Below are 12,670 nucleotides of genomic sequence, written 5' to 3' on the forward strand. Positions count from 1 at the left end.
AAACCATGGAGGAGCATGCTGCGCTACGAGTTCGACCACGACACACCGGCCGAGGAGATCAAGAGGCAACTCATCGACGAGGGCGTCAGCACCATCGACCTCAAGTACATCGACCTGCCCGGCCGCTGGCACCACCTGACCCTGCCCGTGGAGGGCCTGAACGAGAAGATCTTCACCAAGGGCGTCGGCTTCGACGGATCCTCGATCCCCGGCTTCCAGCGCGACGTCACCGGCGGCGACATGGTCATGCTGCCCGACAAGACCACGGCGATGGAGGACGTCTTCTGGGAGGAGCGCTGCGTCAGCTTCATCTGCGACTGCGCCGACGCCGCCACCGGCGAGCCCTTCACCGGCGACCCCCGCGGCGTGGCCAAGCGCGCCGTCGCCTACGCCAAGCAGTTCTTCGCCGCCAATGAGACGGCCAAGACCGCCGGAGCCGCCGACGGCCTGTTCAGCCCCGAGTTCGAGTTCTTCGTCTTCGACGACGTGGTCATCACCAAGCGCGACCAGGCTCTGGGCTACCGCCTGGATTGCGAGGAGGCCGACTGGAACTTCGACGAGAACGAGTTCGGCAACAGCGGCTTCCAGCTCCGCCACCAGGCCGGTTACCACGCCGTCAACCCGGCGGACAAGACCTACGACCTGCGCAACGAGATCGTCCGTTTGCTCATCGAGATGGGCATCCCGGTCAAGTACCACCATCACGAGGTCGGCGGACCGGGACAGTGCGAGATCGAGCTGCTGTTCGAACGCCTGGTCACCGCCGCCGACAACGGCATGTGGACCAAGTACATCATCCACAACCTGGCCTACCAGTACGGCCGGTCGGCCACCTTCATGCCCAAGCCGATCTACGGCGTGGCCGGCAACGGTATGCACGTCCACCAGTATCTGATCAAGGACGACGGCCACAGCGCCTTCGCCGGTGAGGACGAGACCGGCTTCAACGCCCTGGCCCGGGCCTACACCGCCGGCATCCTCAAGCACGGTCGCAGCCTGGCCGCCGTCACCAACGCCAGCACCAACTCCTACAAGCGGCTGGTCGAGGGCTACGAGGCCCCGGTCTGGCTGTTCTACGGCATGGCCAACCGCGAGGCCGCCTGCCGCGTCCCGGCCTACGCCGCCCCGGCCAAGCGCCGCGTCGAGTTCCGCTCCGGCGACGCCACCGCCAACCTGTACCTGATGCTGGCGGCGATGCTGATGGCCGGGATCGACGGCATCGAGCGCGGGCTGGACCCCTCCGCCGAGGGCTTCGGTCCCTACGGCGCCGAGGGCACCACCCGGATGGCCGAGCTGACCGGGCAGGAGCGCAAGGACCACGTCATGCCCCGCGACTTCACCCAGGCGTTGCACGCCCTGGAGCGCGACCACGATTACCTGATGCGGGGCGGGGTCTTCGACGAGCCGCTGATCGAGGCCTACCTGCGCTACAAGTACGACCACGAGCTGGCCAAAATCCTCAACCGCCCCCACCCCTACGAGCTGTTCCTGTACTACGATCTCTAGGCCGGGGGCCCGCCCGCGGGCGGGATGGAGAACCGGGACGCACGAAGACCCCGGGTCGGGGCGCCAGCTCCGACCCGGGGTTCACTTGTCGGCCGCGCTGTGCCGGCGAGGTCAACGCAAGAGCGGCCCCGCCGGGCCGCTCGTCACGGATCTCGAGGCACTTCTGTCAAACCTGCGCAATCAAGCCCGCAAGGGGTGTTATGTCATAGCCCGCACTCCCCGGCTACTCCATTCCGCCGGGGTTGGGTCGGGTCTCGGCGACCTCGATCAGGGCCAGCAGGGCGCCGAAAACCTCGTCGGCCGGATGGCGGTTGCCGCCGTGGAGCTCGGCCAGGGCGATGCCGTCGGTGGCGTCGAGGACCAGCTCGGCCAGCAGATCCGGCCCCAGGTCGCCCCGTCGGGGGGGACCGTCGGACAGGGAGGAGCGCAACAGCTCGCGCAGCCGATCCCGGCCGGCGTTGACCAGCCGGGCGCTCTCGTCGTCCCGGCCGACGGTCTGGAGGAACTCCAGGGTCCGGGCCCGGTTGCGGACGTAGCCGGTAAAATCGTTGAAGACGGCGTAACCGAAGGCGACCAGGCCGTCGATGCCCGCTGAACCGGCCTCGAGAGCCTCGGCGCACCGGCGCAGCAGCTCCGCCGCCTCGGCGCTCCAGACGGCGCGCAGCAGGTCGGCTTTGGCGCCGAAGTGCTGGTAGATCGAGGAGACGGAGAGCCCGGCGGCGGCGGCGACGTCGCGCATCCGCAGCCCGGCGACCGGGGTCTCGGCGAGCAGGCCGCGGGCGGCGGCGATGATCCGGTCCCGGGTCGCGGCCGGTCCGGCGTCGTCGGGGGAAGGGTGTGCCATGACGACCCCATTATCCCAAGGCGCGGGGGGGTTGGTCAAGGCTGCCGAACAACGGTTCGGCGCGTCGTCAGCCGCTCCGCGCTTCGCTGGACCCCTGCGGCCGAACGGCCGTTCGGTTCAGCCGCGCAGATTCTCCAGGCGCCGGCGGGCCTCCGGCACCTGCTCGAGCAGGCCGGAGATCAGCCCGCAGGGCAGCTCGGCGCACTCGGCGCAGGTCTTGAAGCCCCTGTCGATGGCGCAGGCCCGGATCTCGCATTCCGGGGCGTGACAACCCAGGGGTTGCGGCGGGCGAGCCAAGCAGCCGTCACAGGGCAGATCCGCCGCATCGATCTCGGTCTGGTAGAGCTCGCTCCACTGCCGGGCGACTTCGGCGAAGGCCGCCCGGTCGCCGGAGCGGGTGGCGATGAAGGCCGGGCATTCGGCGCATTCCAGGCCGCAGCATCCTCCGTGTTCCAGCATGCTCACTCCTTGGCCCAGACACCGAAGACGTGGCCCTCGGGGTCGCGCAGGCGGGCGTAAAAACCCATTCCGCCGCCGATGTCGGTCTTGGGGACCACCACGGCGCCGCCGGCGGCCTCGACCCCGCCCTGGACCGCCTCGATGTCGGCGACCTCGAAGTAGATCACCGGATGCTCGACGTCGGCGGTGGGCTCACCGCCCAGGTTGCCGCCCAGATCGAACATCTCCGGGCCGCCGTAGCTGGTCCTGCCCCAGCCGAGAACGTTGCAGTAGAAGTCGAGCTGGGCCCGCCGGTCCTCGGCCGGTACCTCGAACCATACGATCCGGGACATTGCCCTCCTCTCGTTGTTGTACCGCTTTGACTAGTCGCTCTTCTTGAACTGGTCCCGGGGCGCGCCGCACTCCGGGCACTGCTGGGGTCGGCAGCGCACCTTGGCGGTCCGGTGACCGCACTTGCCGCAGACGTAGACCGGCATTCCGCCTCCTCCCTATTCGACAGATGGATTGGCGTTCCACGGTTGACCGACGTATTGCTGATAGAACTCAGTGGCGCTGATGGTCTCGAAAAGGGGATCGGCGGCAAAGGCTGCGGTGGGTTTCAAGACCACGCTGACATAGTAGTCCTTGTTCCAGTCTGCGGCTACCAGAGTGATCGGGTCCGGAGCGGCGATCACCCGGGAGGCGCCGTCGGCGAAGTTGTAGATTTTCAAGCAGTTGAGGGGGTCTTGATCGTTCCAGTCGGCGGCTGCCGCCGGCTCGGTGGTGGGGCCGTCGACGAGGGGTAGTCGATTTCATCTTCGTGCATCTCGCCCAGCCGGAGCAGTATCCGGGCGTCTTCCAGGTATTCTCAAGCTCGCCCACCACATATCGACTACGCAGATGGCCTCCAGGGTGCGGCAGTCGTAGACACCGAGATTACCAACACTGGTGTCGGCCCAATAGCGGGAACCGTCCTGCCAGAGTCCGAGCTCGCCATACTTGCGCAGGGGGCTTAACCGATGACACCCTTGCCTTACGGTTAGCTGGAATCCGGTATGCGCGAGGTGATCACCCGTGGCGAGCACGAGGTGCCGCTCGTCGGGGGATCGGCTATAGCGGGCTTGGTAACCCAACTCACCCTTGGCGGCGTTGTCGATGAATGCTTGTGCGGCTGCTAACAGCGCAGCGGCGTCACTCAAACCGGCTGTCGCCTCGACCTCGGCCAGGGCCGATAAGGCTTCCCGATCGAGCAGAAAACAGCCGGGTGTCCAGCCCGTGGTGCCGTCCTCCAGGATCACTTCTCGCCAGAGTATATGCCCTCCGGGGTCGTCGACGCTATACTCGTCGTGTTCATCGACCGCGGTGACCAATTGATCCCGCCGCAGGAGGGCGATTCTGGGGCTGGTCCGAGCCCGCCGCCGGGCGTACCGGTAACTCTTCGGCCGTACAGATCAAAACCGGCGCGGTCGCGGGGGTTTTGCTTTCCCAGGAGTTAGTCGTTTGATCGACCTGTTCCACCATGCCGGTCAGCTTCAGGACGGGGAGTTCAGCGGCCCGTCATCCGCCCGCTCATTGGCACAGCCCGCGATTAAGGTATGCAGCACCAGGGCTGCTAATCGATACTGTTTCATTGATTACCTTCCCGACAGCTTGAAGCGCTGAGACGTTGATCCCGTGAGCCGCTCCGTGCCAACCGGATCGCGCTTGACTGGCGATGTGTTTCAGTTGCCGCGTTTCTCAGGGCCTGAGCAGGTGCAACGGCTACTTGCTCCACAGGCCCAGCAGGGTGCCCTCGGGGTCGGTGAACAGGCCGATCTTGCCGTAGTCCCCGCCGTCGCCGGTGTCGATCTTCATCTCGCCCATCACGGTCTTGCCGCCGCGGGCCTCGATCTTCTTCATGGTCTCCGGGATGCTCTCGACCTCGATATACAGCACCGGGACCCGACCGCGGGGGTCCAGGCCGCCGCCCAGCCCCGCGGGCGGGTTGACCAGCAGGTACTCGCCGGAGGGTTGCGTTTTCCAGCCGAACAGCTTGCCGTAGAACTCGCCCTGCTTCTCGGTGTCCCTGGCCGGGAGGTCGAAGTGAACGATGCCGTACATGGCGCTCCTTGGTGTGGTTGTGGTGGACACTGCGAGGGTTCAAGTCGGCGCCGGTCCGGGGGCTCGCGCCTCGGGAAAAACGTATCAGCGGAACCGCATGGATGACAACTTAGGATTGTACTACAGGGCGGTTTCCAGGGCCAGGGGTTTTCGTGGTTGTGCTCTGTGGATGCTTGACTTCAAGCGTCGCGTTGCGTTACACTTCCGCGGGTCCGGGGCGCCCTTCGGCGCCCGTTCCCGACGCCGGGATGGCGGAACTGGCAGACGCGCATGGTTGAGGGCCATGTGGGGGAGACCCCATAGGAGTTCAAGTCTCCTTCCCGGCACCAGTACAATCAACAAACCACCCGGGAGGCTGGAGGGCACTGGTGCGCTCGCTGCGAACGAGCGACGCCGGTTGGCTCCCGGCGGCACCCGGGGGTTTTTCTAGTATGCCCCTGGTCAAGACGGCAGCCCTGGTCCTGACGGCGCGGCCGTTGGGCGATACGAGCAAGATCGTCACCCTGCTCTCCCCGCGCCTGGGGGTGGTCCGCGCCGTGGCCAAGGGCGCCCGGCGCTCCAAGGCCCGGCTGGCTGCGGGCAGTGTGGCGCTGCGCCTGATCGACGCCCTGCTCTACCGGCGCGAGGGTCGGGAGCTGGATATCCTCTCCGAGGCCCAGGTCCAGTGGTCGCCGGACCGGCTGGCCGCGGACTGGCGCCTGTACCTGGAGGCGGGTCGGCTGACCGAGGTGGTTCTGGCCACGGCGGGGGGCGGCACGGATCCCGCCGCCGACTTCACCCTGCTGCGCACCGCCCTGGAGCTGTTGGAGGGTGGCCTCGAGCCCCGTCTGGTCCGGTTATTCCATCTCAAGGGTCACCTGCTCAACCATGGTCTTTGGCCGCGGTTGGAGGTCTGCGCCGCCTGCGGCGAAGCCATCGACGGCCCGCTGGAGCTGGACGTTGCCGCGGGTGCGGCCTACCATCCCCGGCATCGTCAAGGTCCGACCCGCCGGTTGACGGCGGGAGCCGCCAAGCTGATCGCCGGGATCCATCGCCGGGCCGTCCTGAGCGCCCGTCAGGGTGGCGAGGTCGTCGACGAGGCCCTGGGGGCCGTCGAGGCCGTGGCCGGCTACCACCTGGACCTGCACAGCCGCAATTCGACCCTGCGCCGCTCGGCGGAATCGCTGCTGGCCAGGGTTCGCGAGGACGGCCCACCACCTGCCCGCTGAGGTATCGCTCAACCGACCGCTACGGCGTTGGTCTACCGCCGCGGTCGACCTTTTCAACCGTTTCAACCCGTCGCACCACTTCCGGGGGAATCAGCATGCCCAAGCAAGTCGCCATCAACGGCTTCGGCCGCATCGGCCGCGCCGTTTTCCGCTACAATCATCGCCACGGCCTGTTCAACGTGGCGGCCATCAACGACATCACCGACGCCGCCACCCTGGCCCATCTGCTCAAGCACGACTCCGTCTTCGGCGGCTTGGACGCCGCGGTGGAGGTCGCCGGCGACCGGCTCATCGTCGACGGTAAAGAGATTCGCGTCCTGGCCGAGCGCGACCCCGCCGAGCTGCCCTGGGCCGAGCTGGGCGTCGAGGTGGTCCTCGAATCCACCGGCATCTTCCGCGACCGCGCCGGCGCTTCCAAGCACCTCGCGGCCGGCGCCGAGCGCGTGCTGATCAGCGCCCCGGCCAAGGAGCCCGACGTGACCGTCGTGCTGGGCGTCAACTTCGAGGCCTACGACCCGGCCGAGCACCGGATCATCTCCAACGCCAGCTGCACCACCAACTGTCTGGCCCCGGTGGTCAAGGTCCTGCACGACAACTTCGGCGTGGCCAACGGCTACATGACGACGATCCACTCCTACACCAACGATCAGAAGATCCTCGACCTGCCGCACAAGGACCTGCGCCGGGCCCGGGCGGCGGCGATCAACATCATCCCCACCACCACGGGGGCCGCCAAGGCCACCACCGTCGTTATGCCCGAACTCGAGGGCCGCCTCGACGGCATGGCCGTTCGCGTTCCGACGCCGGACGGCTCCCTGGTCGACCTGACCTGCGTGCTGGAGCGCGAGGCCGCCGCCGAGGAGATCAACGCGGCGATGCGCGCCGCCGCCGAGGGCGAACTGCAGGGTATCCTGGCCTACTCGACGGAGCACCTGGTCTCCACGGACATCGTCGGCAACCCGGCCAGCTCGATCTTCGACGCCGAGTTCACCAAGGCCCGGGGCAAACTGGCCAAGGTGTTGAGCTGGTACGACAACGAGTGGGGCTACTCCTGCCGCACCGCCGAGGTGATCTCCAAGCTGTGAGCGGTCGGGGGCGGGGGTGAGACGGTGATCTTCTGGCGGAAATGGCTGCGCGACTTCGTCCGCTTCGTGCTCCAGGCCCCGGCCCGGGCGCTGGCCTTCCTGGAGGTCGAGCCGGCCACCCTGACCCTGCTGGGCCTCACGGCGAGCCTGGGCGCCGGGTTCGTCGCCGCCCTGGGCAACCTGAGCGGCACCGCCTGGCTGCTGCTGCTCTCCGGCTTCTTCGACATGACCGACGGCCAGGTCGCCCGCCTCTGCGGCAAGGACTCCCCCGCCGGGGCCTTCCTGGACAGCCTGACCGACCGCCTGGCCGACGGCGCCGTCCTCGTCGGCATCGGTTACTTCTTCGCCGCGCGGGGCGAGCTGCTCTACGTCGCCTTCTCCGGCGCCGCCCTGGTCGCCTCGCTGACCGTCAGCTACGCCAAGGCCCGGGCCGAGAACCTGATCGACGACTGCGCCGTCGGCTTCTGGGAACGGCCCGAACGCCTGGTGCTCCTGGTCCTCGGGGCCTTCATCGGCCCCACGGCTCTGGGGATCGCCATGATCGTGCTGACCGCCGGCGCCCTCTGGACCGCCGGGCGACGCGCCCTGCACACTTTCCGCCGGTTGGCCGAGAGCGAAAGCGACGGCGACGAGCCGCGCTGAACTCGCCTCCCTTGCCTCCAAAGGCCGTTTCGTCGTACAATCGATTTTTCCTCTTCCCGCAAGCTCAGCAGGGGGGTCGAGCCCCATGTCCGGCGAGATCAGAACCGCCGTCGTCGGCGTCGGCAATTGCGCCAGCTCCCTCGTCCAGGGGGTCCGCTACTACGCCGAAGCCGCCGAAGGTGAAGACATCCCCGGCCTGATGCACGCCAACCTCGGCGGCTACCACATAAGCGACATCCGCTTCGTGGCCGCCTTCGACGTCAACGCCGACAAGGTCGGCCTCGACATCGCCGAGGCCGTCGACGTACCGCCCAACAACACCTACCGCTTCGCCCCGGAGCTGCCGCCCACCGGGACCATCGTCCAGCGCGGACCCGTCCTGGACGGCATCGGCAAGTACATCGCCGACCATTTCCCCATCGACGACGCCGAGCCCGTCGACGTGGCCGCGGTGCTGCGCGACAGCGGGGCCGAAGTGCTGATCAACTACCTCCCCGTCGGCAGCGAGCAGGCCACCGCCCACTACGTCGAAGCCGCCCTCGAGGCCGGCGTCGCCGTCATCAACTGCATTCCCGTCTTCATCGCCTGCAAGCCCGAGTGGCGCCGTCGCTTTGAAGAGCGCGGCCTGCCCCTGATCGGCGACGACGTCAAGAGCCAGGTCGGCGCGACCATCGTCCACCGCGTCCTGGCCAAGCTGTTCGAGGACCGCGGCGTTTACGTCAAACGCACCAGCCAGCTCAACGTCGGCGGCAACACCGACTTCCTCAACATGCTCGAGCGCGAGCGGCTGGAGTCCAAACGCATCTCCAAGACCGGCTCGGTGACCAGCAACCTCCACTACCCGCCGATCTCCGACTGCATCCACATCGGACCCAGCGACTACGTCCCCTGGCTCGAGGATCGCAAGTGGGCCCACATCCGGCTCGAGGGCGAGGCCTTCGGCGGTGTGCCGCTAAACATGGAGCTCAAGCTCGAGGTCTGGGACTCGCCCAACTCCGCCGGCGTGGTCATCGACGCCGTGCGCTGTCTGAAGCTGGCCCTCGACAACGGCCTCTCCGGCGTCCTCGAAGGCCCCTCGGCCTACTTCAAGAAATCGCCCCCCCGGCAGTACCCCGACGACGTGGCCCGGGAGATGGTCGAGGAGTTCATCGCCCGCTACGGCCATAACTAGCGGACGGCGCTTCGGGCGCTTGGTGTGTATGGCGCGTTCAACGGGGGTGTAGGCCCCCGTTGATTCGAGGAGCGCGGGACGAGATTAGCGATACCCCGCCGGCCGCCGCAATACACGATGCTCAACCACCACCGCCGGAACCGGCACGGTTTTTGCATCTCGGCGACCGTTGGAGCGGCGGCGACGGTTCGCCTCCGCAAAAACCGTGCCGGTTCCGGCGGTGACTGCGGGGCGGGGCTTTGGTGAAGACGCCGGGAGGCTGTATTGCGGCGGCCGGCGCGGCGGGGACGGATCACCGACGAGGAGGAGGCCAGATGACCGAGGAGCGTTCCAGGGACGCCGGAGCCGTCCGGGGTCGCTGTGCCCGTCATCCGGAGCGCGAGGCCGTGGCGGGTTGTCGGATCTGCGGCGACTTCCTCTGCGAGGAATGCCGCGATGCCGGCCGAGATGGTATGTGCGCCCGCTGCGCCGGCCTGGACGCCCCGGCGGGCGAGGCCGACGCCTGGGAGCGCAAGCCGGGTCTGGGGCGTTTCTTCCGGGTGATCGGCGCCCTCGTCGCCCAGCCCAAGGATTTTTTCGCCGAGCTGCCCCGCCGGGGCGGCGCCTGGACGGCCTACCTCCACGCCGTCGGTGTGCTGGTGCTGTCCGCGGCGGCGGCGACGCTGATCAACTACCTGGTCGGTCCGGCGGCCGGTGGCGCCGCCGCCCGGACCGCCTGGTTGCGCACCCTCTGGTTGGTGCCGGTCAACCTGGCCGGTCTGGCCGTCGTCGTCCTGCTGGACGCCCTGATCTGCTACGCCCTGGCCAACTTCTACGACAAGGGCGTCGGCTTGGGCGCGGTGCTGCGGGTGGTCTCCTACGCCACCGCGGCCTACGTCTTCTACCCTCTGCCGACGCTGGGGCTGCCCATCGCCGTGATCCTTTCCCTGGTCTACGTCGGCTACGGCGCCCGCCACGCCCTGGGGCTGGACGCCGTCCGCGCCGTCACCGTGGCCCTGTTGCCCCTGCTGTTGCGGGCGGCGGCGGTCTTCATTCTGGCCGGCGACCGGCTGAGCGCCGTTTTCGCCTGAGCACCTTTCCCGCCGCCGTTTTTTGTACTAGAATAGGTTCGTCACCCTGCAACCCGAGGAACAGCCATGCGCCGTCCCCTCGTTCTTGTCCTCTGTTTGCTGACGGTCAGCGTCGTCGCCGCCGCCGAGGAAGACGCCGGCACCGCCGCCCTGCCTTTCCTGCGGCTGGGCATCGGCGCCCGCGCCCTGGCCCTGGGAGAAGCCTACGCCGCCGACGCCGCCGGCGCCGAAGCCGCCGTGCTCAACCCGGCCCTCCTCGCCTCGAGCAACCGCTACCACGTCGCCTTCACCCACGACGAATACCCCGTGGACACGGCCTACGAGTTCGGCGCCTTTTCCGTACCTTTGGGCGCCGAGGCCGGTACCGTGGCCCTGGCCATCCGCTACCTCTCCCACGGCGAGATGACGCGCTACGACGAAAGCGGCGCCCCCCGGGGCACCTTCACCGCCGGCGACGCCGCCTTCGGCATCGCTTACGGCGTCGAGCTCTTTGGCGGTCTCTGCGCCGGGGTCAACCTCAACTACCTCTACTCCCGCCTCGATGACGTCACCGCCAACGGCTTCGCCGCCGACGTCGGGCTGGCCTACCGGCCCCTCGAGCGCCTGCGCTTCGGCTTCACCGCCGCCAACCTCGGGCCGGAGATCACCTACGACGAGCACCCCAGCCCCCTGCCCGCCACCCTGCGCCTGGGCGCCGCCGGCGAGGTCGTCAACGATCCCCGCCACCGCGTCACCCTGCTGGCCGACGGCGTCTATCCGCTCTACGACGAACCCTACGGCTGCTTCGGCCTGCAGTACACCCTCTACGACACCGCCAGCCTGCGCGGCGGCTACCGCCTGGGCCACGACAGCGCCACCTTCTCCTTCGGCGCCGGTGTCCACTTCTACCTCTGGGAAAGCCTACTGCTCAGCGTCGACTACGCCTACGCCGACTACGGCGATCTCGAGGTCAGCCACCTGTTCAGCCTCAACCTGGGTTTCTAGACGCGCGTCACGCCCCGTCGCGTTCGGACCGCCGAAAAACAGCCCGGGTCCGTCCTCGATGGCCCCCCAACCCGCAACGGCCGGAACCGGCACGGTTTTTGCGGAGACGGACCGTTGGCGGTGGCAGGTAACGGTCGTCGAGATGCAAAAACCGTGCCGGTTCCGGCCGCCCGGGTGTCGATCGAGTGGGTTGTGGCGACGGCGGGCTGTTTTTCGGCGGTTCCCGGCCGAGAGGCGCCCCATCCAACAGCGAGGGTTAGGTTATGCAGCGTTCGTTCCTGTTCGTGTTAATCGTTCTCGCACTCGTCGGTCTGCCGGCCTGCGATGGTGGCACTTCTTCCGATGACGGCGGCGGCGATCCCCCGGAGGACGCCTGGGTCATCGTCGTCGACAAGATGAACGACCGCCTGGTCGCCTTCGACGTCGAGGGTAACCAGACGGCCGAGAACGTCGCTCCGACGAGGCCGACGGACGCCGATCTGCAGTCCGGTTCCAACCATCTGTGGCTGGCGGACTACGCCAACGACCGGGTCAGCCGCTATGCCCTGGGCGAGGGCATCGAATTGCTGGATTCCACGGCGGAAGGCCGGGTCAACGATCCCTACACCGTTGCCGCCCTGCCCAACGGCAACTGCTGGTGCTCGGACCGGGTCAACGGAGCTTTCGTCCGCTTCAGCTCCAGCGGGGTCGAGACGGCGCGTCTGAGCGCCGGAGGCCCGACCCGGCACACGGCCTTCGACGCCGTTGGCGAGCTGGTCTGGCTGGCCGACGAGAGCGGCGGCCTCTACGCCGTCGATGCCTACTACGTCGGCGACGCGGCGGTGGCCGACGTCGCCGAGGTGACGGTCGACGGCCTGGGCATCCTGCGCGGGCTGATCGCCGACGGGCCCAACGGCCGACTCTGGCTCTCCGACATCGACGGCGATCGCGTGCTCTGTCTGAACGCCGCCGACGGGTCGATCCGGCAGACCTTCGCCGGATTGGACGATCCCTACGGTCTGGCCGTCGACGGCGAGGGCGACTGTTGGGCGGCCCTGCGCGGCGCCGGTGAGGTCGTCGAGCTGAAGGCCGACGGCACGACGGGCGCGCGCTACAGCGGACTGGCCGGTCCGGTGGACACCGCCGTCGGCTCCGACGGCACGGTCTGGGTGGTCGAGGAGAACGGCGGGGTCCTCAAGGGGTTGAAGGACGGCGCGGTGACCGTCGAGGTCGGCGGGTTGTCCCAGCCCGTCGGCGTCGAGGTCTACGAGCCTGCGACCCGCTGAGCGGCGGGGAAGACGGATGACCGCCCGGGTACAGTCAGGTGAAGGCGCGGGGACAATCCGGCCCGGGGGCCGGATTTTTCTCATCCTGCTGTCCGGGTTGCTGCTGCCGAGCTGCTGGGCGGTCTTCCACTTCGGAGCGCGGCTCCTCGGTCCGGCGGCGGGCTATCTGGCGGGGTTCGCCTTTTACTGGCTGGTCTGGTGCCTGGGGGTGCCGTCGGCGCTGCTGGGTCCTCGGGGTCTGATCGGTCTATTCAGCGAGCAGCGTCCCCTGTTCAGCCGGGCCAACGCCCTGCCGGCGGCGCTGCTGGTCTCGACCTCGCTGGTGACTCTGGTCCTCTACACCCTGCCCGCAGTGGG

Annotated in this window: 16 protein-coding genes and 1 tRNA gene; 10 read left to right on the forward strand and 7 right to left on the reverse strand. The window is 68.2% G+C overall.

All coding sequences use genetic code 11. The features are described from left to right. Positions 1 to 15: 15 nt before the first annotated feature. The gene (gene glnA, locus GF399_01280) at positions 16 to 1,506 is read left to right on the forward strand and encodes a type I glutamate--ammonia ligase (GenBank protein MBD3398947.1); all 1,491 of its coding nucleotides are present in this window, start codon (positions 16 to 18) and stop codon (positions 1,504 to 1,506) included. 223 nt (positions 1,507 to 1,729) lie between these two features. Here the strand turns inward: glnA and GF399_01285 are convergent, their stop codons facing one another. From GF399_01285 to GF399_01315, 7 genes are all read right to left on the reverse strand, one after another. Continuing rightward, positions 1,730 to 2,350: a TetR family transcriptional regulator gene (locus GF399_01285; protein ID MBD3398948.1), complete on the reverse strand. Its 621-nt coding sequence runs from the start codon at positions 2,348 to 2,350 to the stop codon at positions 1,730 to 1,732. Between the two features lie 117 nt (positions 2,351 to 2,467). Further along, a complete protein-coding gene (locus tag GF399_01290) occupies positions 2,468 to 2,809 on the reverse strand; it encodes a DUF3795 domain-containing protein (GenBank protein MBD3398949.1) in 342 nt (113 codons plus the stop codon). A gap of 2 nt (positions 2,810 to 2,811) precedes the next feature. After that, positions 2,812 to 3,141 carry a hypothetical protein gene (locus tag GF399_01295; protein ID MBD3398950.1) on the reverse strand — a complete coding sequence of 110 codons (330 nt, stop codon included), beginning with the start codon at positions 3,139 to 3,141 and terminating at the stop codon, positions 2,812 to 2,814. Between the two features lie 30 nt (positions 3,142 to 3,171). Further along, positions 3,172 to 3,285 (reverse strand): radical SAM protein, encoded by a 114-nt coding sequence (locus GF399_01300; protein ID MBD3398951.1) that lies wholly within the window; start codon positions 3,283 to 3,285, stop codon positions 3,172 to 3,174. 12 nt (positions 3,286 to 3,297) lie between these two features. Further along, positions 3,298 to 3,519: a hypothetical protein gene (locus GF399_01305; GenBank protein ID MBD3398952.1), complete on the reverse strand. Its 222-nt coding sequence runs from the start codon at positions 3,517 to 3,519 to the stop codon at positions 3,298 to 3,300. Positions 3,520 to 3,600: 81 nt separating this feature from the next. Then, the gene (locus GF399_01310) at positions 3,601 to 4,158 is read right to left on the reverse strand and encodes a hypothetical protein (GenBank protein ID MBD3398953.1); all 558 of its coding nucleotides are present in this window, start codon (positions 4,156 to 4,158) and stop codon (positions 3,601 to 3,603) included. Positions 4,159 to 4,549: 391 nt separating this feature from the next. Continuing rightward, positions 4,550 to 4,888 carry a hypothetical protein gene (locus tag GF399_01315; protein MBD3398954.1) on the reverse strand — a complete coding sequence of 113 codons (339 nt, stop codon included), beginning with the start codon at positions 4,886 to 4,888 and terminating at the stop codon, positions 4,550 to 4,552. Positions 4,889 to 5,130: 242 nt separating this feature from the next. Here GF399_01315 and GF399_01320 point away from each other — a divergent pair. From GF399_01320 to GF399_01360, 9 genes are all read left to right on the forward strand, one after another. Then, positions 5,131 to 5,217 (forward strand) — tRNA-Leu (locus GF399_01320). Positions 5,218 to 5,319: 102 nt separating this feature from the next. After that, positions 5,320 to 6,096, forward strand: a complete 777-nt coding sequence (recO, locus tag GF399_01325) for a DNA repair protein RecO (GenBank protein MBD3398955.1) — start codon at positions 5,320 to 5,322, stop codon at positions 6,094 to 6,096. A 95-nt stretch (positions 6,097 to 6,191) separates the two neighbouring features. Continuing rightward, entirely contained in the window at positions 6,192 to 7,181 is a 990-nt protein-coding gene (gene gap / locus GF399_01330) for a type I glyceraldehyde-3-phosphate dehydrogenase (GenBank protein MBD3398956.1), read from the forward strand. Between the two features lie 24 nt (positions 7,182 to 7,205). Continuing rightward, on the forward strand, positions 7,206 to 7,823 hold the full coding sequence (locus GF399_01335) for a CDP-alcohol phosphatidyltransferase family protein (protein MBD3398957.1): 618 nt from the start codon (positions 7,206 to 7,208) through the stop codon (positions 7,821 to 7,823). Positions 7,824 to 7,908: 85 nt separating this feature from the next. Further along, entirely contained in the window at positions 7,909 to 8,994 is a 1,086-nt protein-coding gene (locus GF399_01340; protein MBD3398958.1) for an inositol-3-phosphate synthase, read from the forward strand. Positions 8,995 to 9,308: 314 nt separating this feature from the next. Continuing rightward, positions 9,309 to 10,064 carry a hypothetical protein gene (locus tag GF399_01345; protein MBD3398959.1) on the forward strand — a complete coding sequence of 252 codons (756 nt, stop codon included), beginning with the start codon at positions 9,309 to 9,311 and terminating at the stop codon, positions 10,062 to 10,064. A 66-nt stretch (positions 10,065 to 10,130) separates the two neighbouring features. Then, on the forward strand, positions 10,131 to 11,048 hold the full coding sequence (locus GF399_01350) for a PorV/PorQ family protein (GenBank protein ID MBD3398960.1): 918 nt from the start codon (positions 10,131 to 10,133) through the stop codon (positions 11,046 to 11,048). A 263-nt stretch (positions 11,049 to 11,311) separates the two neighbouring features. Then, complete coding sequence (locus GF399_01355; GenBank protein ID MBD3398961.1) at positions 11,312 to 12,313, forward strand: hypothetical protein; 1,002 nt, start codon at positions 11,312 to 11,314, stop codon at positions 12,311 to 12,313. 16 nt (positions 12,314 to 12,329) lie between these two features. Next, positions 12,330 to 12,670, forward strand: a 341-nt coding sequence (locus GF399_01360) for a hypothetical protein (protein MBD3398962.1), incomplete at its 3' end; no start/stop codon positions are given.

It is taken from the genome of Candidatus Coatesbacteria bacterium (assembly GCA_014728225.1).
In the GTDB taxonomy this organism is placed as follows: Bacteria; RBG-13-66-14; RBG-13-66-14; order RBG-13-66-14; family RBG-13-66-14; genus WJLX01.